Source organism: Reichenbachiella sp. (assembly GCF_039969095.1).
Taxonomy (GTDB): domain Bacteria; phylum Bacteroidota; class Bacteroidia; order Cytophagales; family Cyclobacteriaceae; genus Reichenbachiella.
This window is the reverse complement of the sequence record NZ_JBDVOL010000010.1, coordinates 995,681-1,016,691: the sequence shown is the minus strand read 5'-3', so window position 1 is coordinate 1,016,691 and position 21,011 is coordinate 995,681. Positions and strand designations below refer to the sequence as shown.

Below are 21,011 nucleotides of genomic sequence, written 5' to 3'. Positions count from 1 at the left end.
CATGCACAAACAGGCTTAACATAAGTGATCGTACTATTATATACCTAGCTGAATATGCTTCTCACGGTATGAAAAAATTAGACTTGGTAATAAATGAATTTAACCATGAATAGTTTAATTAATCCTTCTGACTAGCGAAACCTCATCAGGGTCTATCTCACATTCTTCCAGTGGTTTGAATCGTTTTTCGATTTCATTTGTGGTTAAAACAGACGCATAACGATCCTTTAGGCTGTTGATACTTCCTTGATGCAATTCTGGGGTCACGGTCGTACAAGCATCTTCCACCAATGTCACCAGATAGCCCAGATCACAAGCATCACGAATAGTGGTTTCCACACATTCATTGGTATATACACCGGCCACGATCAGTTCGTTTATTTTCAGGTTCTGGAGCACATAGTTCAGATTGGTAGAGGAAAACACACCACTGGCTGTTTTATTAATGATAATTTCATCATTCAACGGAGCCACCTCTGGGATGAACTCCGCTTCCTTAGAACCCGGCGCAGCTAATAAATTCAGTCGTTTATGACCATTGCCGCGATCTCTGCCATCTTGTGTCAATGACTGAATTCTGGTGTGAATGATCTCCATATTCTTATCACGAAATGTATTTAGAAGTTTTTGCACATTAGGTAATACGTTTCTTTGCAGTGTGTCAAAATAATAGTCCTGTTGGGCTTTTGGGATTCCAGAAGTGGTCACATCTTTAAAAACGCCATAGCCTCTGGCAGCATCGAGATATTGAATATCAATGACGAGCAAAGCAACTTCGTGGTGCTGCAAATGCTCAATTCGTTCTTCGGTCTTATCATCTACAATGTCATGGTAATAGTCTTTGAGCGGATCCAAAGAGTCTGCTGGATTTAGAGATCTTGCTATTTCTGTCATTTTGATAAATCTAAGATTGTATTTAACATCAAATTAGCACCTTTTTCTATATGGTGCCAGTCAGTCCATTCATGCGGTGAGTGACTCACCCCATTCTTGCTAGGTACGAAAATCATACCTATCGGCGCTATTTTGGCCATCATTTGTGCATCGTGCGCCGCGCCACTAGGCATCAGTTTGTAATCATACGCTAACTTTTTGGCATTCGCCTCAATGCTTTTTTTAATCGCTTCATTACATGCCACTGGTTCGATCACACTTACTTCATTAAAATCAAATTGCAGGCCTCTTCTACGTGCTATGGCAGACAAAGTCTTTCTGCAGGCGGTTTTAATTTCTTCCAATACTTCAAGATTGACGTCTCTGGAATCAATGCTAAATTCGACCTTGCCGGGCACTGTGTTGGCTGACCCTGGATATAGAGAAGCGTTGCCCACAGTCAAACGCGAGTCTTCACTCCCATTTTCATCCAATATTCTTGGGATTTCATGAGCGAAATCTGCCAATCCCATAAAGGCATCCTTACGCAATTCCATCGGTGTAGTACCCGCATGATTGGCTGCTCCTGTCAATTGCACCTGCCACTTGAATAATCCTGTGATGTCAGTAACTATCCCTACGGATAACTCTTCCACATCCAAAACAGGGCCTTGCTCAATATGCAATTCCAAATAGTATTTGATTTCCTCTGAAAGCCTTGACGCGTCCAGTGCTTTGTACGGTTCAAAACCTAAAGCCGAAATCACATCTTTCAGTGCATGACCATCCAGGTCTGTAGCTTCTTCCAGAATGCCAGGGTTTAATTGCCCAGACAATGCTCTCGAGCCAAACATACCGCCGAAACGGCCTTCCTCATCACTAAAGGCAATCATTTCTAAGGGAAATGATGTTTGGATATTTTCTTCATTGATCCGTGTGAGACATTCTAACGCGACCAATACACCCAAGGCACCATCCAATGCCCCTGCATTAGGCACCGTATCTATATGTGAACCGATCAAGATGGCAGGTTTGGTGCGATTAGAGTCATTTTCCAGTCTACCGACAATATTAAGTGCACCATCCATTTGAGATGGAATGTTGGCCAATTTTAATTGCTGAATGAGCCATTCTCTCCCTTCCTGCTCTTTCGGCGTAAAAGCCATACGGTAGATTCCTCCATCTTCCTGTCTGCCGATCTGCGCAAGCGTGTTGATATTATCCTTCAGCCGTTCAAATTTGACTTCCATGGCTCTTTTTAAATCAGATTTATACAATTAATTCTGGTTGCTCACCTTTTACAAATTGTTTGTGCAAAACATGCAATCCCAACAAATGATTGATCAAGGCATCTTTCCGTACCAGCGATACAGGGTCTTTGTCGTTTCGATAATCGGTCATGAACTGATTCAAGCGCTGAGGGTCAAATAGCCCTGCATCGCGTACTACATCTTCGTTCATGTACTGATCTAGTAAGGCATTCAAAGCCTTCTTTTTCTTTTCTTCTGTATGTGCGGGTGGAGACATGAAAGCAAATTTTTCACGTTCGTACAGCACAGTAGGCAAGATTTCTTTCATCGCTTCACGCAATACCCACTTTTCAGTGTTGCCTTTGATTCTCAAATGCGGTGGAATGTCTCTCGCCATTTCTGCCACATGATGATCTAAAAATGCAGGTCTGGATTCCATTGAGTTGGCCATATCTACCCGATCACCTCCCCAATTCAGAATTTGGCATTCGAGCATGGTTTTGCTCCAGGTGTATTGTGCTTTATCTAGTGCATGTCGACCGTTCAACTGCTTGACATCAAAACTTTGCGCAATAGCGGCTATAGGATCATAGTCTCTTATATCATCCAAAATATCGTTGTGAAGCAGTGGTCTTGCGATATCTAAGGTATGCATCCAGGGCTGAATCCAAGACGGGGTAAATCCACAGATTTCGTCCATCACGGAATGATTCAAATGTTCTTCTGATAAAATGGCTCCTTTAAACAAACTATTGGTTTTTTCCATCAGTTGCTTGTAGCTTTCGAGTTCTTCTTTGCTATGATGGCTTGAGCCATTCAGTGCCTGATAGCCATATTTCAGCATGTCTCTTTTGAGCTGAGGATAACCTCCAAACAGCTCATCCGAGCCTTCACCAGTCACCACCACACGATAGCCACATTCGTTTACCCGTTTACTCATTTGGTATTTGGCAACACCTAGCGTATTGTAAAACGTTCTTTCGGCATGCCATAAAGTTTTAATATAACTATCACCGTATAACTCATTGGCAGACAGATTGATTTGTTCCTGATCGGCTTGTACCCGATCCGCCATTTCCTTGGCTATGGGTGCTTCATCATAGGCTTTGTTGTCAAAACTGATGGTGAATGCTTTGACAGGAGACTGCTGCATCGAAGAAGCCAATCCCAACATGGAGCAACTGTCAATCCCACCAGACAAATAGCACCCCACTGGTACATCAGCTTCCAATCGTAAAGCGACAGCCTCCAAGAGTTCATCCTGTACACGTTTGATATGGTAATCTGCTGGTTTACTCAGATCTCTCTCGTTCTCCATTGGAAAATCCATATCCCAGTACTTATGATCCTGAATATCGAGACTGTCTCCTTTACGTTGGATAATGAGCATATGCCCTGGTCTGAGGGCATGAATATCTTTATAGGCACTCGTGCCTGGCACCATGGTATGCATCAACTGGTGTAATACGGCCTGATTGTCGAAACTCCTTGGCACTTCGGGGTGTGCAAAAAGTGATTTGATTTCAGAGCCCCAAAACACATTTCCATCCTTGATGTGGTAAAACAAAGGCTTTACCCCAAAGCGGTCTCTTACCAGTATTAATCGATCTTTCTCTTCATCATACATGGAAATGGCAAATTCACCCCTTAGATGGTCCACAAAGTCCAAACCATGTTTTCTATACAAAGGCAAAGCAATTTCACTGTCACTTTTGGTATCAAACTCAAACCCTTCCAGCCTTAGATTGGTTCTGATTCTTTTGTAGTCATAAAACTCACCATTGACGGTCAGTACATTTTTCTTATTTTGACTGTATAGTGGTTGAGAACCTGTATCCAAATCGATAATGGACAATCGGGCATGTCCCATGGCCAGTCCAATTTCTTCATTAAAATGAAAACCATAACCATCCGGACCCCTATGGTGCAGGCTCTTGGCCATATTCTTCAAGTTCATTTCCGCTGCAGGTTCTAATCTTCCTGCTTTCCAGTATCCAGTTATTCCGCACATGACCTATTGTATTTCGTCTTTTGGTATTTTATCAAATCTATTGAGAATGGAGATAAACAGCGCCTGTCTGACAAAGACAGCTCCATGCGCTTGTGTAAAGTATAAATTGTGATGCGTACCGTCTAGCATTGGGTCGAGCTCATCGAGTCTCGCCAGTGGGTGCAAGACCACCGCATCTTCTTTCATTTTAGTATTTTCATCCAGCTTGAATCTGGAATCGAGTGATTTATAACTATCTCCCAGAAAAGCTATGGAGTTCATATAGATCACATCCAAATCACTCACTACGTCATTGATATCATTAGAGATAAAAACTTCTATGCCCGATTCTTTTACTTTTTGCGCCAGCTCCTCTCCCAATGGATCTGCCATTTCGGAAATGAGAGAAATTTTTTTAATCCCATCATTAAATAGTAAAGACATGCGCAGAAAACTGTTGACCGCACGCATGCTACCTGGTGTCCCTAAAATACCTAAATGAATACGATCATTCGGCTTCAGTTTGCCTTTCAATTTGGGTTTCCATTTGAGAATGGCAAACCAATCGGCTAATGACTGTGTTGGGTGCTCACCTGTACCGTTGCCTGCATTGATTAACGGTATTCGTAGGTTGTGCATGATCTCGTCAATGGCATCCGTATCTGTATGGCGCATGACCACGCAGTCGGCATAAGCATTGAACATCTCCCCTATGTCTGGCAAAGATTCTCCTTTGGCTTGGCCTGTTGATTTTCCTTCCGGAATACTAATGATTTTACCATCCAAACGAAGTACAGCACTTTCAAACGAAAGACGTGTTCTGGTGCTTGCTTCGAAGAAAGCAGTGATAATTATCTTGCCATCCAATGGATGTGCCTTGGCAATTTCTTTGCTTTCTAAGAGAGCAGCAAATTTGCAAACCTCCAGCACCAATTCCTTGTCGAACTGATCCACTGACAATACACTTTGTCCTGTAAGTCTCTTGAGCTCATCGAGATTAATTGGATCTTTTTCTATTAATCCTTGGGGATCCAAATTCAAACCATCCGATGCCAAAGGATCTTGATCCAATGTGCTTTCTTTGGGATTAAATTTATCCGTTACCATAGTTTCTTTGATTTAATATCCTTCATAAAAAGCCATATCAAAGATATCACTGTGGCAATTATTCCAGCCAAAGCCAGCACTATCATTACGCATATAAAGGTCTGTGAAAAATACATATATGGTTATTTAAGTTTAGTGGTTTTCGTCTAACGTCTTCCACTCAAAGTTATCTGGGTAGAGGTAAGTCATAAGCAGTACAGTAATCATAGAGACTGCTGCACCAATCAAAGACGCGGTATACCAACCCAATTGGAAATAAGCGATCAAGCCAACTACACTTCCGAGCAACATGCCCCAAATGGCGCCTTTAGCATTTGCTTTTTTCCAAAATAAGCCTGTCACAATTGGCCAAATGGTACTACCTACCATGGGTCCGGCAAAAAATAGTACCGTAGCCAAAGTACCGATGCGTGGCATACAGGCCGACCAAGCCAAGAGGCCTAAACCGATTATAATACCTGCTGATACTTTCCTTAATGTTTTATCTCCGGCATTTGGGTTGATCATCTTGCGATAAATGTCTTCTGTAATCAAGTCAGAAGTGGCTGCCAATAAACTATCAATACTAGAAGCTAAAGAGCAAAAAAATACAGCAAATACGATAATCGCCCCTGCTTGTCCCAAGACGCTGGCCGATACCAAGGGGCCAACCATATCTGGGCTAGTAATATTGATTCCTAAGGACCCACTGGTCAGTGCAATAAAACCAGCAGCTATGGGCACAGGAAACCAAAATAAGCCAGAAAGTAAATAGGCCTTCTTTCCTACTTCCTGACGCATGGCAAAAGCCCTACTCCACCATACATTGCTATGAAAAACTTCTCCTAATCCAAAAAGCATATTATTAAATATCGACATAATAGCTGCCGGCATGAGTGCATTGAGTAGCATGGGTTTTTCTGTAGATACATTGGTGTAGATAGTGTCAAAGTCAATCTGTGTCAACACGCCAATGCCTACGATCACAATACCTACCAAAATGATTAAAGATTGGATAAAGTCGGTGCCAATTACGGCATACATACCACCAAACAAGGTATATATCACACAGACCAACAGAATGACTGTCATACCCAACTCGTAGGGTATACCTGCGATGGCATTCATCAAAATACCACCAGCCATGCCCATACTCACCAGCCAGGTAAATCCATAAAAAATACTGATAATTAAAAATAGCACCCAGGTCGGTTTGCCATAACGAAGTCTTATAAAATCACCACTAGTATAGCCTGATGGCATCAATTGCCTGATTCTTTTGGCTAGTGGGGCGAACAAAAACAGCCCGAAAGAGGCCGTAGAATATGCAATCATACCCCAGATACCCAGTTGCAAAGCAAACTGTGGTGCTAGCATGGTTGTATTGGAAGTCACCCAGGTAGCCATGGCTGTAGCAGCACCGAAAGCCAATCCCACATTCCGGCCGGCCACCATGAAACCATCCATGTTTTTGGCTTTCCTACCCCAGTAGATGCCTAAAATAATCCACAGTAGACCGAGCGTACCTAAGAGTATCCAACCCGTTTCAGGAGATATAATAAAAGATTGTTTGTTCATGAATGGGTTGTAGAAGTTCGAACACCTTTAATGACAATAAATACAGTACAGGCAAATACCAAAAAGCCCAGTCCAAATAAGGTATATGCCAGTGACAGGGATTGATGTTTGACGTTGAGTGTGAGGGTATCAGACCAGTGGCCTGATTCGTTACCCACTCTGAAATAATAGGTCCCGTTGTCTAGGCCTGAAATAAAAGTAGCCTGATCTGGCCCTTGATAGATTGTTTTAAACTCATTGAAATTGGCGTCGGCGGACTGCTGCAGTACATAACTAATTGCGTTGGTTTCTGCATTCCATTCCAACTGTAGATATCCACTGTTGGATTCTACCATGAGACTTTCTGTGGAGAACTGAATATTGGAGGGATTGGCGATTAGAACCCAGGTAAATATTATTAATGCATTCATGTATGAGTGATTTACTTTTCTTCTTTATCACTATCTTCTTTGGGCTCAATGACTGTGTTCTGATCTTCTGGCGGCTCTTCTAGAATATTGCCAAATTCATCAACATAAGCGATCATATCCTGCAAATCTCCACTTGTGTCTTCGTGTTTTTTGTCTTCTTTCCTGAGTTGTTTTTCTAATTTCTTCTTTCTTTTTTTCTCAGCTTTTTGTCTTTTGATAAATGCGTTGAAATTTTTTCTACCCATAGAAACAACTGTCCTTTCTCTTTTTTAGTGAGTCATATATTCAATATGTTCTATACGACATAATTAAATTTAAACAAAGGTAATAAAAAGGTTCTACAGAACATATTATTAACTAGTTCAATCTGAAAACCTGGCTTTACAATAAATTAATCAATAGGTTCTTCTGGAGTAAGCAATGGAGAGGCATCCAATTGATGAATTTGCATAGCCGAAGTGATAATTTCTAATGCGTCTTTCACCATTCCTCTCTCTTGTTCGGTAAGATTATCCAGTTTTCTGGCTAATCGGTCGTGTAGAACATTAGGAGTTTCTTCGAGCAATTTGATTCCGGATGCCGTTAAGGTGATAAAAGTGACTCGTTTGTCGCCCTGCTTAGGCAGACGAACCACATACCCTCTTTTCTCTAATCTATTGATAATACCAGTCACGGTACTAGAATTGAGGCTCAATAGATTCATTAGTTCTTTGTGATTAGACTGGTAATTAGTACTTTTTTGTAAATGTCCCAGACAAAGTAGTTGAGTAATACTTAGACCAAATTCCTTTTGGATACCTTTCGACTCAAGATTGAGTGATCGCACAATCTTTCGAATACTTACTATTATTTCAAGGGAGTCCATGAACGGAATAAATTTATTCTTACAAACTGTAAGTTGATAAAGACCCTCAAACTTTCCAAATTCTACATGGTGGCATGCCAGCCTAACACACTAAAGCGAAATAGGCCAAAAAAGAATATCTACTCTCCTATTCATTTGCCTTCCTTGTGGGGTGTTATTATCATAAACTGGATTGAATTGTCCAAAATCCTTTTGTTCAATTGATTCTAATGGTATTCCATTATTTTCAATTAACTCATTAATGGTTGTGGCACTTCTCATTTGAGAAAGCCATTGATTGTATGATACACCTCCTATATTATCCGTATGGCTATGAATGGTGATGTTAAAGTGGCTTAATTCAGGAATTGAATCTAAAAATTGGTGCAATTCATTGAGTTGGTATGGCGTAATATAATATTGACCACCAGGGAAATAAATACTTTTTCTAATATGCTCTGTTTGCGCAATGCTTTGAAATGAAAGTATTACAAAAATAAGCGCATAAAAAAACCGGGTAACCATTTTTAAGCATACGAAATACGCTTGAGCTGGTTACCCGGTTCCGAAGCCAATGGCTTCAAATGTCTCTTATTGACCTGCTTCTAAAGCATCTACTCTATCTAAAATAGCTTCTGCTTTATCCATCATTTTCAACTGTGTATACATTTGCTGAAGTGCTTTAAGACCGCTAACATCATCTGGTTGGATTTCAGTAGCTTTTTCCATATAAGGCAATCCTTCTTTTAAAATCTTGTCTGCTTTTTCCAACCTAGCAGAACCATATTTATCATAATCTTTCAAGCTCATATCACGAACTTCATCATAGTATTCCTTAGCTAAGTTCACATAGATTACTCCAGTATTGAAGTTAGCGATATAGCTATCGGTATCCACTTCTATAGCTTTTAAGTAAGATTCTTTGGCTTTGTTGTAATCCGCTCGAGCTTCTTCTTTTTTTCCTTCTTCAAGTTTTGCACTTGCAAGGTTGTCATATAGCACACCTAAATTCAAGTGTAGATTCACATTACTTGGATCCTTAGCAATTGCCGCTTCCAACTTAGTCTTAGCCTCATCTACTTTGTCCATTGTCAACAACAAGCTAATCTCTTCCTGTCCAAACTTAGTTTCAGTAGGATATAATTCTTTTGCTTTTCTTACCAACTCCAAAGCTTTTTCGTCATTTTTCTTTTCTGATCTTTCTAAATAGATCAAAGTAGAAATTACGTCTTGGTTAGCTATGTCAGCATCCAACATTTTGTAATAGTACTTCAAAGTCTTGTCGGTAAGGCCTGCCTGTTGTGCTGAAACACCCGCGTACAATAAGGTTACTGAATCCTCTGATTTAACGATTAGTGCCTTTTCAAAATTGGCTAATGCACCTTCAAAATTTTCTTCACCATACACGGTACCTCCTGCATTGATGAAATTTCCCCAGATAGCATCCAAATTCGTATTTGCGATCAAGTGATTAGGACTGTTTTCTTTGTCCATTTCCAAAATCTTGTTATAAGCTTCTACTGATTTATTTAGTGCCTCTGCATCTAATGACGATACAGCCTCATCAGTACTTGTGGCAATCGCTTGATAGATTTTTCCTCTGACAAACCATGTTTTTGATTTTAATGCATTCTTTTCAATCGTTATAGCTACATCAATCTCTGCTTTCGCATTTGCAAATTCACTTTTAGCCAGATAACTATCCGCTTTAGTTACGGATCCCTTCTGTGCGAAAGATACTACGCTCATAAGTAAGGCAAGCGTAAGCACGAACAGTCTATTTGTATTCATAATTTTAAAGTTTACTAGGACTAGTAATATCCTATATTCTGGTTTAATTTATTCTTTGTCGTTATTCTCTTCAGATGGTGTCTCCCCTTCTTGATTTTCAGTCTCAGGTTCTTCAACCTCTATTCTCTCTATTTTTTCAACAGATGAAATTTCATCTTTATCTCCTAATTTTATTAAACGAACACCTTGAGTTGCTCTTCCCATTACTCTTAGGGTTTCCACAGCCAATCGGATCGTAATACCAGATTTATTGATAATCATCAAATCATCGGTATCAACTACTTCCTTGATTGCAACAAGCGCGCCAGTTTTTTCGGTAATGTTCATGGCCTTTACTCCTTTACCACCACGTTTGGTAATTCTGTAGGCCTCAATTTCCGATCTCTTACCGTAACCTTTCTCTGTCACTACCAACAAGTTGGCCTCTTCCCTAGCTACGCATACCATGCCAATGACATGATCCTTATCTCCTTCTAATCTCACCGCTCTAACCCCTGCAGCCGTTCTACCCATTGGTCTAACATCCTGCTCATTGAAGTGTATCGCTTTCCCTGATTTTTTAGCGATAATAATGTGATTGCTTCCATTGGTAAGATTCACGTTCAATAGCTCATCTCCTTCATGGATGGTGATTGCATTGATACCATTCTGACGTGGTCTAGAATATGCTTCTAGAGAAGTCTTCTTGATCACCCCTTGTTTGGTACACATCACAATAAAATTATTGTTGATGTAATCGTCATCTGAAAGGTTATTCACATTGATGACTGCTCGGATAGAATCTTCGCTTTCAATGTTAATCAAATTCTGGATGGCTCTACCTTTAGTAGCTTTCTGCCCTTCAGGAATCTCCCAAACCTTTTTCCAGAATACCTTACCTAACTCTGTGAATATCAGCAAGTAATTATGTGTAGATGCCACAAAAAGATGCTCTGTAAAGTCATCAGTTTTGGTAGTAGCTCCTTTAGATCCTACTCCACCTCTTCCTTGTGTTCTGTACTCAGTCAATGGAGTTCTTTTGATATATCCTTCATGTGAAATGGTTATCACCATTTCTTCATCAGGAATCATATCTTCTGCAGTAAAATCATCCGCCGCATGTTCGATATCAGAACGACGATCATCTCCATATTTATCTTTGAGTTCAGCGAGCTCTTCTTTGATGATGTCCATTCTCATTTCTTCACTTTCAAGAATCGCTTTCAAGTGATCGATCAACTTCATGATCTCATCGTACTCTTTCTGAATTTTCTCTCTTTCAAGACCAGTCAATCGCTGCAATCTCATTTCGAGAATCGCTTTGGCTTGAATTTCACTCAATCCAAACTTCTCCATCAAGCCAGATTTGGCAATTTCAGGATCTCTAGATGCTCTAATTAGGTTGATTACTTCATCAAGATTGTCAAGTGCAATTAAGTACCCTTCTAAAATATGAGCTCTTTTTTCTGCTTCAGTAAGTTCATATTGCGTCCTTCTGATGACTACTTCGTGCCTGTGCTCCACGAAGTGCATGATCAAATCCTTAAGATTTAATGTATATGGCCTTCCTTTAACCAGTGCTACATTATTGACACTAAAGGACGATTGTAGTTGTGTATATTTATATAGATTGTTTAGAACGATATTTGGAATCGCATCTTTTTTAATGTCATACACGATGCGCATGCCATCTCTATCTGATTCATCTCTGATGTCAGATATGCCTTCCAATTTTTTGTCATTGATCAAAGCCGCTGTCTTTTCGATCATATTGGCTTTGTTGACTTGATATGGAATCTCGGAAACAATAATTTGCTCTCGACCTGATTTGAGTGTTTCAAATTCTGCTTTAGCTCGTAAAACTACACGACCCTTACCTGTTTCGAATGCAGATCTTACCCCTTGATAACCATAGATAGTGGCCCCTGTAGGAAAATCGGGTGCGGTAATATGCTCCATCAATTCAGGAATTTCTATCTCATTATTATCAATATACGCAATGGTACCATTGATAACTTCAGTTAAGTTGTGCGGTGCCATATTGGTAGCCATACCTACTGCAATGCCTGAAGTACCGTTCACCAATAGATTTGGGAATTTACCTGGCAGTACCGATGGTTCTTTTAAGGAATCATCAAAGTTCGGTTGAAAATCAACTGTTTCTTTGTTGATATCATGCAACAATTCTTCCGCCATTCTCTTAAGTCTGGCTTCTGTATAACGCATGGCTGCAGGCGAATCACCATCTACAGATCCAAAGTTACCCTGCCCATCAACCAAGGGATATCGCAATGACCATTCCTGAGCCATTCGAACCATAGTATCATAAACAGATGAATCACCGTGTGGGTGATACTTACCTAATACCTCTCCTACTATTCTTGCAGATTTTTTGTAAGCACGGTTGTGTAAAACGCCCAAATCCAGCATTCCATAGAGTACTCTTCTATGTACTGGTTTTAATCCATCTCTTACGTCTGGTAATGCTCTAGAAATGATAACTGACATTGAATAATCAATGTATGCGCCACGCATTTCATCTTCGATATTGATTGGTATAATATTCTGATCCCCTAGTGGCAGGTTTTCGTTGTCTTCAGCCATAAAATTTTAAATAATGACAAGCAAAATTAAGTGCGCAATTTAACGAAATTTATACCTAAAATTCACTATCTGGAGCAACAATATGGAGCAAAGAAATAAAGTATTTTATTGAAGAGAAATAGATTGGAATGACAGGGTTAATCCTGTGAATTAATAAGGATTGAGTTTCTTTCGATTTTTAAACTTATAACGCCAAAGTTTTCTGTGGTTTTCTCCAACTTTTGGGTTTTGTTTTTTCCAAATTGGCTGGCCTCTCACCTCTTCTACACGACCAGTTTGAGGATCCGTATATAGGTGTTTCAACTGAACATGGTCACTTTTCATAGGTGATCGACGAAGCTCTGGTATCGTAATACTTACACCAAAGTTTACTCTAAAAGTTGGATTTTTATGTTTGATACTCAAACCAGTCTCTGGCACAGATATTCCGTAATTTTTAAAATCGTAAGACGGCTTAATTACAATTCTAAAATACTCTGAAAGATTTTTTTCGATAGATACACCAAGATTGAAAAAAATACTCTGATTCAACAAGCTAGAATTCCAGTTTTTACCCATTTTTTGCTTGCCAATTTCTAACTCTCCTGCAAAGGACCAATCCCAAAAATCATAAAATCGGTATCCCAGATTCAAATAATAACTAAAAAAGACGGCCTTTTTGAAATTAGGCTCGTAATTTCTAATACCCAAATCATCACGAGTAGGACTCAATGATTTGATGGTGTGAAACTCGAGGCCTAACCCTAGTCCTACACGGAATTTTTGGTAGTTATATCGCACACCTAGATTGATTGGTACACCCCATCCTCGACCTTCAAAACCAACGACATTTCCATCTAGGGTGTCCAGTCCTTGAGACAAGGCTGGATTGTTTACCGGACTCGATAATGGTGCGTAGGGCACATCATAAATATCTGTCAACTCGACAGTGTCCGCCAGAGATGGGTTGTTGAACCAGTTTTGATAAGCTGGAAAGCTTGTACCTAATGGCTCACCTGTATTAGGAGTTATGTATTGATCAGTCGTACTTTGCAAAAACCAAAAACCATCTAAATTATGACTGTATTTGGTTGAATTGTAGCCTGTTGTGACAGTAATTGAAAATTGATTGAGCACCGCACGAACTGGAGACCGATATATATCATCAGGGTCTACGGGATATTCTTGCGCTTGAGCGACTGCTGAGAATAATAATGTGATATATAGTATTAGTCTAAGTTTCAATGAGTTGTTGATCGACGATTAAGGGTTGTTTTGTAAGGTTGTTTCAAAGATAACTACCTCGTAAGGATTAACCTTAGCAGCATATTGTGGTATGATTTCCAAATCCACAAAATCTTGTTTGATAAATCTAGGAATAACAAATACACTTTCTCCATAAGCTTTATGTGAAGGTATAATAATTAAAGCTTCTTCATTTCTTTCCATTACAGATATTCCAGCATCCAAACCTTCAATAATTTCTCCAGTACCAAAAGCATATGTCAATGGAGTAGCAAACGGTCGTCGATCGAATTCATCACCTGACAGGGTGGTTCCAATATAACTAATAGTAGCTGACTCACCCCCTATTACCATATTACCAGCTGTTCCTTCAGATTGTCGCTTAAAATAAATTTGGTCAGAGATGAGATATTCTACAGAATCCAATGGATGAAACAAGGTGGTATCTGTATGTACCCATTCGTTGAGTGTACTATTAAACACACTATCTATGATGGTACTATCAAGTTTTTGAACTTCAATATACTCTTCAATTTGGTCGTGCTGATCATCAATAATATCTGCAACATTGTGAATAGCAGCTACTTCTACTTCTATGACTATGATTGAATTTTCTGGTATGAGACTAGAAGAGTAATCACCATAAGCTAATGACGATGGAATGTAAAACCTAAAAGTCTCCCCTTCTTTCATTAGGCTTAATCCAATATCTAACCCTACAGGATAGATCGCATCCACACCCTGTTTGAGCATAACAGAATCCTCTTCACCTTTTGTAATATTATCAATCTCGCTACCACCCATGATCGCCGCGGAATAAAAGATGCTCATGATATTACCTGCAGCTTGAGTACCAGATGGCACGGTATCTACGATCACGTAATAGATCCCTGACTCATGTGCTTCTGCAAGGGAGTCATTCTCTGCCAAGTACGCTTCAATGGTAGCCTGATCCGCAACATCTTGATCAGAAACTGGTTCATCGGTATCTCCACAGCAGGATAGCATGAGCAAAACCACTAGAGCAATTGGTAAATGAAAGATTTTTGTGTTGGAAATCAAGATTCAGCTATTTTTCACAAATTGATGAAATAACGATGAGAAAGGAAATAAATTTTGACAATATCTTTTCACTCATTCAATTCACCTTAAAGGTGCTGCAAAAATAATGGAAAAGTGGAATCCTGTGCAGACCTAATTTTTCACCAATAGACTGCACGCGACCAAAGTCCACCTTGGATATTTTACGAGGACTGATGATATCTTCATCATCATTCAAAAAGAACGAAGAGAGAAACCTAATTAAGATGTAAGGAGCCTTTAATACTTCTTCTCGATACGCTGACTCTGACACTTCAGTATTGTGATCATAGTCGTTTTCTAATTTGGAAATATCAAAAGATTGCTCCATCGTGAGACGAATGATTTTCAAAAATTCTTCTTCCCAGTTGTCATATTGTTTGATCAAATATTTCAAACCGAAAACTACTGGATCCTTTTTCATGAAATAACCACCTTTTGAAAGTTTTCGGGCTTTTTTATTTAGCGCCATTTCTTCCCATAGACTCACGCTACCGTTGGCAAGGGCAACTCCTACCGTAGGAGTCATCACAATGAGTGAAAAAAAGTCCTGATCAGATATCTCCAGATATGGTGCTTCATTCTTAATAAACTCCTTCTTAAGTGCAAATGTGGCTTTTTGAATGACTTCATTCTGAATCAAAGTTTCAATTTCATATTCTGTGAACATACCTGAGCGATTTGATATTTTAGAAATTTAACACGTATTATCGGATTAGAAAAATGAGCAAACAAAAAAGGCATACCATCAAGTATGCCTTCCAATTTCTATCAGTACAAAGAATACTATTCATCGCCTTCGGTTTCTTCTACCTCCGATGTCATAGACGCCACAATCTCTGTATACTGTGCTTTTACAGTTTCATCAGCTTTCAATGCTTTTTTAACTTTGTTGTAAGTTCCGGCACCTATTTCATCTTTCACCACTGCTGTATATTGCTCTTTAAATGTTGACTTGAATGCATCAATATCTACTTGAATTTGAGCGTATGCTGCGATTTGCTCTTCGGTTGCTCCCGTTTCTGCAATTTTGGCTTCGTCGCCTTTAGCCTTATTCAGTAGGTTATACATTTTACCTCCATCCATCAGCTCATTGCTTTTTACCGACTCACTGATTTTAGCTTTCATGTCAGCTTTCAATGAATCTATCTTAGCCGATACTTGAGCATATTGAGTTAATTCTTCACTTGTTACTTCTGAGTCTTGTGCTATGGTTTTTGGACAAATGGCCAAGCAGGCAATCAATAAACCAAAAATCAATAGACTATTTTTCAACTTCACACTTTTCATTTTCATGTAATTATTAATAGTTAACAGTTAAACCAATCACGAATAAAGGACTCCTAGTTCAATATGTCAAGTAATATGTGCATTAATCCAGCAGAATGTCAAGAGTAATTATATTCGCACATCCATTAGATAAGAAAATTACATGAATAAAATATACTATTTAGCCACTTGTAGCACATGCATTAGAATTATTAAAGAATTGGGAATATCAGCATCCAATTTTGAAATGCAGGATATCAAGACTCAACCTATGACTGCAACTCAAGTAGATGAAATGAAATCACTTAGTGGAAGCTACGAGTCACTATTTAGTCGGAGAGCAATGAAATACAAGTCAATGGGACTCGCCAACCAAAACTTATCCGAAGCTGATTACAAACGGTTGATTGTAGAAGAATACACTTTCCTAAAAAGACCTGTGTTTATTATCAAACAAGAAATCTTTATTGGCAATTCTAAAAAGACAGTCAAGGCCGTACAAGCTAAAATCAATTAATTTGGAATGCTTTCTAATGAAAAGAATGAGTGGAAAATAGTCTGCCCATTATGAACATTAAAAGTAAACTGATGTTGCTGTGATACATTTCGCCCGCTGCTAACCCTTAATGATGCTTTGCTCACCCCTACTGGCAATCTGGCTCGGGTATAATATATCGTATGAGGAATGGTTTGCCAGTTTCTGGTATCAGCTTTTTCTGTCATAGCATTAAAAACACCTAAGGCGGCACCCCAACCTTCACTTTCTTCTCTCAATTCTTTCTCAGCTGTTTTTTTGATTGCCAATCTCAGAAGTGATTTACTCAATTCTAATCCCATCCTTTGATTAAGAGAATAAATGGCAATGTTGTTAATATTTTCAACAGGCTCTAGTTTAAATTTGGTACTATCTATTGTAAGTACTGCTCGACGAAAAACCGGTTTTCTTTCATTGTATTTAGGAATAGCAACTCTATAAAATTCAAGATCTGAAAGGTCAGTACCCTCTTCATCGTCTTCTTTCTTTTCCATGTAAAATGGGAAACTATAGCCCCGCTCTTTATTGACGAAAGTGATCATGCCATCCTTGCCATGTACTACTGTGAAGTTTATGGAAAACTCATCTTTTACTGGCCCAAGTCCATTATTCCATAGAAAAATAAGATCTCCTCCTTCTTCTCGGTTGGGTTTGTATTTAACATTGAACTCTTTTTCATACTGCCTAAGCTCAGTTTGGAATCCTATTAGATGTGCTGTACGTAGTATATCCAACTTCAGCTGATGAGGCGCTGAAACACCAAACATGTCCTCATAATCCTCTTTGTAGATATTATAGGCATTTCTATAGGCAATAAAGGCATTGTTATAGTCTCGATCTGCATCGTATATCAACCCCATCAAATTATGAATGAAAGCATCCCGTTTGTATCTGGAATCACTCTTATATTTGTCATTCAATTTTTGTAGTCGAATATTCAATCGTCTGCACTCCACCAAAGCGGCTTCTCTATCGCCTAATTTTATGTAGTTCAAGGCCTTATAATATAATAACAACAAGTGTTCGTGATCTTCACCTTTGTATTCGATGACCGTTGGGTTGATCACAAAAGCTCCCGCCTCATTAAAATAATTGGTACGATAATCTTCGCCATAAATAAATGCCTTTTCGAAGTAAATATTACTTTCTTCGGGCTTATTTAGCATGGCTGCCACGGTTCCTCTATTGAGATAATATAAAAACTTCTCCTTACTATTCGCTGCTTTTGGATTGTCCTGCAGGGTCTTTTCAGCAGCAGTCATATCACCACTCTCAAATGATTGATTAAAAACCAAATTCATTTGGTAATAGGTGGCACAGCTTAGCAAAAAGCATAGCGGAATTATTTGATAAATTCGCTTCATCATGAAGTAAGGAGAAGTTTAAAAGACTAAAATCAATTAGTTCTTGATGTACTTTTTGATTTCTTTATCCCCTATCCAAACTTTTTCGCTGGTTTCAATGCTGGCTAATTCTAGATTGACTTTGTAATTCACCACCTTTTCTTTTTTGTAGGAATCAGTGACAGATGTGATCACTCCAAACATCATAAAATCAGCTCCTAATTCCTTTCCCCACTTTGACTGAGTTTCGATAGATGCAAAATCACCTTGTTGTGCTCTTTCCTCTCTTAGTTTCTCTCTGAAAACTGAATTTTGAACTACTCGAACAGTACCTGAGTTGATGAATTCTCTTTCTACATCTTTTATAAAAGTTTCTGACTCGATATGTTCTGAACTTTTGTTCGCAATAATGCCAACAATCACTACTGGTCGATCGTCATTAGCATTTCTAAAATTACTGATCCAAGTTCTGCTCAATACATCTCTGATCATTTCTTCTGCTACAAGCTTAGAATCCGTATCATTCCATCTACCACTTAGATCTATTTGCTGATCTGGGCTAACTCTTGTCACTGATCGTGAACATGCGGTCATTAATACTACGGCTGTCAATAATATGGTTAGTTTCTTCATCTGTTTATGTTTGTTTTTTTGGAATCTTATTTAGTTGATGCAGTAAAATACTACAATATGAAATTATTTAAATATTTTGGTTTTACTCATTGATTCCTTCATGTTTTGAAATTTAAAATTTAGCTATGACCCGGATATTCAAAAACCTTGCCGATAATGCGTTTGGAACTGCAAACTGATTGCCTACCACATCCTGAATCCAAGTATAAGATATCGTATTATCAGCCCCTAATGCATTTAGCAATTCTAAACCAATCCATAATGAATTGGGTGATAAGGTTTTATCATTTTCAAATTCAAAGCTTTTTGAAAATCCCAAATCCAATCTATAGTACTGATCTCCTTGAAAATTGTTTCTCAAATCATCTCGACCAGGAGGACCAAATGGTAGTCCACTACCAAACAAAGCATTGAGGCTAACCTTGATGCTGGGATCATTAGGTAGGTGATCTTGGAAGAAAATGCCCAAATTTATTCTTTGGTCAGTTGGCCTTCTTACATATCCATCTCCTTCTTGCAAATCTTCCATGGTTTTCAATAATCCCAAGCTAAACCAAGATTCTGTACCTTCTATAAACTCTCCGTTGATCCGAAAATCTGCTCCATAAGCATAGGCTTTGGCCTGATTGGTTCCGAAATATCTAATTTTGATATTATTGACATCATAGGGATTCACATCCCATAAATATTTATAGTAAAGATCAGTAGAAAGTTTGAAAGGCCTTCCCCACGCCATAAAATGATGATCAAATCCACCGACTACATGATATGAAGACTGAGCTTTCACATCAGGGTTTACTTCGCCTTCCCGATTGCGTAACTCACGATAGAATGGATGTTGCTGATACAATCCAGTAGCAATTCTCAATACCGAAGACCGCCGTACACCCAAACGATAAGCATATTGCAATCTCGGACTGACTAGCATTTGATTACTGTAAGTCCAATAGCTCAATCTTGACCCGACATTTAAGGTATGAAGCGAATTACTTGAATTAAGTGTGTATTGAGCATACCCAGCTATTTTATGAGATTGAATATCAATGGCATTGTTGGCACTAAAAGTAACGCTTGAAAAATCTGCTGAATCAGTGAAGGCATATTCTTTCAACCTATCATCTATACTTTCATAATCCCAAGACATACCAAATGATAGTACGTCATCATCCAAATAGATTTCGTTCTTTTGATCTACACTTAATGTTTTCGCTTCCAGCTTATTTCTTCCATAAGCATAATTGCTACCTATTCCTCTGATAGTCACGCATTCGTTGAACCTATTTGAACCTGGGTTTCTATTGATATCACACAACAAATAGGCTCCTTCCACCTCATAGTTTTCGCGTTCACTAGAGAGAACCCCCGAAAGAATCAATTTGGATATTACATTTTCATTAAATGAATGAGTTAGAATTATACCCGCTTGATTCGTATGATATTCCAATTCCTCCCTGCCCTCGAATGCAGTTGAAACCCTATATGAAGCCTGAATTGTACCAAATTCTGTTTCTTGTGATTCTGGAATGGTTAAATAGTTGTTGTGTGCAGAAGACATCAAAAAACCAAGCGTTGTTTTAGAACCAATCTGTTTTGAAATAAATCCTTGAAAGTCAGTGAACTTAGGCAGGTAGTTGCCATTAGTTTCCAGCGTACCCAATAAATATTTGCTGTTTTTGTGACGAACACCGAAGGAATAATGCAGATCGCCTTTTTTATTTATTCCACCATAATGCAAACTTCCTCCAAGCAGACTTAAATTGACGGTGGCTTCATTGTATTTTGGAACTCTATATTGCACGTTGAGCACAGATGACAACTTATCTCCATCTTTGGCTTGCCATCCTCCAGCAGAAAATTGTACATGCCCTACCATGTCTGTATTGATAAACCCAAGCCCTTCTTGTCTACCTGCGCTCACCAAAAATGGTCGGTAGATTTCCATACCATTCACATAAATTAGATTCTCATCATAATTTCCACCGCGAACAGAATAAACGGAAGCCAATTCATTGTTGCTAGTTACTCCTGGCAGAGTAGCAAGCACATTGCTGAAATTCCCAGTGGCGGATGGCAGTGTATATGCGTTTTTAGCATCAATTTCTATGTTACCTATTTCCTGAGTCTCCTCAAATCTTCGTTCCTTAATATCAACACCTGAAAGCAACTGAGTCTTCTCTTTTAAAACTACGTTCAATTGATTTTCTTCCGTTAAGTCCACTGCATAATTTTCATACTGTAGGTGAGAAAAAATTATTCTTTGCTTCTGATCAGTTTTGAACTTAATTGAAAACTCACCTTTTCTATTGGTAAGTGTTGAGCTGGAATCTGGTAGTATTAGAACAAATACATCGCTAATTGGTTGGTTCAAGGAATCCCTTACCTGACCCTTTATTGCCAAATTTTGACCTTGCAGATTGAATCCGAAAGCCGAAACGAATAGTAAGATTAAGATGGTATTTTTCAATTGATCGGCCATGTATTCATTGCTACAAATCGACCGCAATATATACATCGTGCTGCTA

General features: G+C 38.8%; 19 protein-coding genes. 1 reads left to right on the top strand and 18 read right to left on the bottom strand.

Annotation, left to right across the window (positions count from 1 at the left end):
• Window positions 1–114: 114 nt before the first annotated feature.
• The 15 genes from ABJH98_RS07645 to ABJH98_RS07575 all read right to left on the bottom strand — a co-directional run bounded on the left by ABJH98_RS07645 (window position 115) and on the right by ABJH98_RS07575 (window position 15,999).
• Complete coding sequence (locus ABJH98_RS07645; protein ID WP_348307059.1) at window positions 115–894, bottom strand: isochorismatase family cysteine hydrolase; 780 nt, start codon at window positions 892–894, stop codon at window positions 115–117.
• Window positions 891–2,123, bottom strand: a complete 1,233-nt coding sequence (locus ABJH98_RS07640) for a Zn-dependent hydrolase (protein ID WP_348307058.1) — start codon at window positions 2,121–2,123, stop codon at window positions 891–893. The genes ABJH98_RS07645 and ABJH98_RS07640 overlap by 4 nt, the downstream gene beginning before the upstream one ends.
• Window positions 2,124–2,142: 19 nt before the next feature.
• On the bottom strand, window positions 2,143–4,134 hold the full coding sequence (gene asnB / locus ABJH98_RS07635; RefSeq protein WP_348307057.1) for an asparagine synthase (glutamine-hydrolyzing): 1,992 nt from the start codon (window positions 4,132–4,134) through the stop codon (window positions 2,143–2,145).
• 3 nt (window positions 4,135–4,137) lie between these two features.
• Entirely contained in the window at window positions 4,138–5,220 is a 1,083-nt protein-coding gene (locus ABJH98_RS07630) for an aspartate carbamoyltransferase (protein ID WP_348307056.1), read from the bottom strand.
• A 132-nt stretch (window positions 5,221–5,352) separates the two neighbouring features.
• Complete coding sequence (locus ABJH98_RS07625; protein ID WP_348307055.1) at window positions 5,353–6,777, bottom strand: sodium:solute symporter family protein; 1,425 nt, start codon at window positions 6,775–6,777, stop codon at window positions 5,353–5,355.
• Window positions 6,774–7,187 carry a hypothetical protein gene (locus tag ABJH98_RS07620; RefSeq protein WP_348307054.1) on the bottom strand — a complete coding sequence of 138 codons (414 nt, stop codon included), beginning with the start codon at window positions 7,185–7,187 and terminating at the stop codon, window positions 6,774–6,776. Before ABJH98_RS07620 ends, ABJH98_RS07625 begins: the two co-directional genes overlap by 4 nt.
• An 11-nt stretch (window positions 7,188–7,198) precedes the next feature.
• Window positions 7,199–7,432 (bottom strand): cold-shock protein, encoded by a 234-nt coding sequence (locus ABJH98_RS07615; RefSeq protein WP_348307053.1) that lies wholly within the window; start codon window positions 7,430–7,432, stop codon window positions 7,199–7,201.
• A gap of 146 nt (window positions 7,433–7,578) precedes the next feature.
• Window positions 7,579–8,052, bottom strand: coding sequence for a MarR family transcriptional regulator (locus ABJH98_RS07610; protein WP_348307052.1), 474 nt, complete (start codon window positions 8,050–8,052; stop codon window positions 7,579–7,581).
• A gap of 90 nt (window positions 8,053–8,142) precedes the next feature.
• Window positions 8,143–8,556 (bottom strand): OmpA family protein, encoded by a 414-nt coding sequence (locus ABJH98_RS07605; protein WP_348307051.1) that lies wholly within the window; start codon window positions 8,554–8,556, stop codon window positions 8,143–8,145.
• A 66-nt stretch (window positions 8,557–8,622) separates the two neighbouring features.
• Window positions 8,623–9,822: a tetratricopeptide repeat protein gene (locus tag ABJH98_RS07600; RefSeq protein ID WP_348307050.1), complete on the bottom strand. Its 1,200-nt coding sequence runs from the start codon at window positions 9,820–9,822 to the stop codon at window positions 8,623–8,625.
• A 48-nt stretch (window positions 9,823–9,870) separates the two neighbouring features.
• Window positions 9,871–12,405: a DNA gyrase subunit A gene (gene gyrA, locus ABJH98_RS07595; RefSeq protein WP_348307049.1), complete on the bottom strand. Its 2,535-nt coding sequence runs from the start codon at window positions 12,403–12,405 to the stop codon at window positions 9,871–9,873.
• Window positions 12,406–12,555: 150 nt separating this feature from the next.
• Window positions 12,556–13,629, bottom strand: coding sequence for a hypothetical protein (locus ABJH98_RS07590; RefSeq protein WP_348307048.1), 1,074 nt, complete (start codon window positions 13,627–13,629; stop codon window positions 12,556–12,558).
• Between the two features lie 18 nt (window positions 13,630–13,647).
• The gene (locus ABJH98_RS07585) at window positions 13,648–14,691 is read right to left on the bottom strand and encodes an FKBP-type peptidyl-prolyl cis-trans isomerase (RefSeq protein ID WP_348307047.1); all 1,044 of its coding nucleotides are present in this window, start codon (window positions 14,689–14,691) and stop codon (window positions 13,648–13,650) included.
• Between the two features lie 76 nt (window positions 14,692–14,767).
• Window positions 14,768–15,379 (bottom strand): hypothetical protein, encoded by a 612-nt coding sequence (locus ABJH98_RS07580; protein WP_348307046.1) that lies wholly within the window; start codon window positions 15,377–15,379, stop codon window positions 14,768–14,770.
• 116 nt (window positions 15,380–15,495) lie between these two features.
• Window positions 15,496–15,999, bottom strand: a complete 504-nt coding sequence (locus tag ABJH98_RS07575) for a hypothetical protein (protein WP_348307045.1) — start codon at window positions 15,997–15,999, stop codon at window positions 15,496–15,498.
• 142 nt (window positions 16,000–16,141) lie between these two features.
• Between ABJH98_RS07575 and ABJH98_RS07570 the strand changes: the two genes are divergently transcribed.
• The gene (locus tag ABJH98_RS07570; RefSeq protein ID WP_348307044.1) at window positions 16,142–16,495 is read left to right on the top strand and encodes an ArsC/Spx/MgsR family protein; all 354 of its coding nucleotides are present in this window, start codon (window positions 16,142–16,144) and stop codon (window positions 16,493–16,495) included.
• Here ABJH98_RS07570 and ABJH98_RS07565 read toward each other — a convergent pair.
• The 3 genes from ABJH98_RS07565 to ABJH98_RS07555 form a co-directional block, all read right to left on the bottom strand.
• Window positions 16,492–17,880, bottom strand: coding sequence for a hypothetical protein (locus tag ABJH98_RS07565; protein ID WP_348307043.1), 1,389 nt, complete (start codon window positions 17,878–17,880; stop codon window positions 16,492–16,494). The genes ABJH98_RS07570 and ABJH98_RS07565 overlap by 4 nt on opposite strands.
• Window positions 17,881–17,913: 33 nt before the next feature.
• On the bottom strand, window positions 17,914–18,489 hold the full coding sequence (locus ABJH98_RS07560) for a penicillin-binding protein activator LpoB (RefSeq protein WP_348307042.1): 576 nt from the start codon (window positions 18,487–18,489) through the stop codon (window positions 17,914–17,916).
• A 112-nt stretch (window positions 18,490–18,601) separates the two neighbouring features.
• Window positions 18,602–21,001, bottom strand: a complete 2,400-nt coding sequence (locus ABJH98_RS07555) for a carboxypeptidase-like regulatory domain-containing protein (protein ID WP_348307041.1) — start codon at window positions 20,999–21,001, stop codon at window positions 18,602–18,604.
• Window positions 21,002–21,011 lie beyond the last annotated feature (10 nt).

Excerpts from the sequence above, each read along its gene's own strand:
- ABJH98_RS07610 (WP_348307052.1), bottom strand. The coding sequence starts at position 8,052 with ATGGACTCCCTTGAAATAATAGTAAGTATTCGAAAGATTGTGCGATCA.
- gyrA (WP_348307049.1), bottom strand. The coding sequence starts at position 12,405 with ATGGCTGAAGACAACGAAAACCTGCCACTAGGGGATCAGAATATTATA.
- ABJH98_RS07630 (WP_348307056.1), bottom strand. The coding sequence starts at position 5,220 with ATGGTAACGGATAAATTTAATCCCAAAGAAAGCACATTGGATCAAGAT.
- ABJH98_RS07575 (WP_348307045.1), bottom strand. The coding sequence starts at position 15,999 with ATGAAAAGTGTGAAGTTGAAAAATAGTCTATTGATTTTTGGTTTATTG.
- ABJH98_RS07555 (WP_348307041.1), bottom strand. The coding sequence starts at position 21,001 with ATGTATATATTGCGGTCGATTTGTAGCAATGAATACATGGCCGATCAA.
- ABJH98_RS07605 (WP_348307051.1), bottom strand. The coding sequence starts at position 8,556 with ATGGTTACCCGGTTTTTTTATGCGCTTATTTTTGTAATACTTTCATTT.
- ABJH98_RS07640 (WP_348307058.1), bottom strand. The coding sequence starts at position 2,123 with ATGGAAGTCAAATTTGAACGGCTGAAGGATAATATCAACACGCTTGCG.
- ABJH98_RS07645 (WP_348307059.1), bottom strand. The coding sequence starts at position 894 with ATGACAGAAATAGCAAGATCTCTAAATCCAGCAGACTCTTTGGATCCG.
- ABJH98_RS07625 (WP_348307055.1), bottom strand. The coding sequence starts at position 6,777 with ATGAACAAACAATCTTTTATTATATCTCCTGAAACGGGTTGGATACTC.
- asnB (WP_348307057.1), bottom strand. The coding sequence starts at position 4,134 with ATGTGCGGAATAACTGGATACTGGAAAGCAGGAAGATTAGAACCTGCA.
- ABJH98_RS07615 (WP_348307053.1), bottom strand. The coding sequence starts at position 7,432 with ATGGGTAGAAAAAATTTCAACGCATTTATCAAAAGACAAAAAGCTGAG.
- ABJH98_RS07565 (WP_348307043.1), bottom strand. The coding sequence starts at position 17,880 with ATGATGAAGCGAATTTATCAAATAATTCCGCTATGCTTTTTGCTAAGC.
- ABJH98_RS07560 (WP_348307042.1), bottom strand. The coding sequence starts at position 18,489 with ATGAAGAAACTAACCATATTATTGACAGCCGTAGTATTAATGACCGCA.
- ABJH98_RS07570 (WP_348307044.1), top strand. The coding sequence starts at position 16,142 with ATGAATAAAATATACTATTTAGCCACTTGTAGCACATGCATTAGAATT.
- ABJH98_RS07620 (WP_348307054.1), bottom strand. The coding sequence starts at position 7,187 with ATGAATGCATTAATAATATTTACCTGGGTTCTAATCGCCAATCCCTCC.
- ABJH98_RS07580 (WP_348307046.1), bottom strand. The coding sequence starts at position 15,379 with ATGTTCACAGAATATGAAATTGAAACTTTGATTCAGAATGAAGTCATT.
- ABJH98_RS07600 (WP_348307050.1), bottom strand. The coding sequence starts at position 9,822 with ATGAATACAAATAGACTGTTCGTGCTTACGCTTGCCTTACTTATGAGC.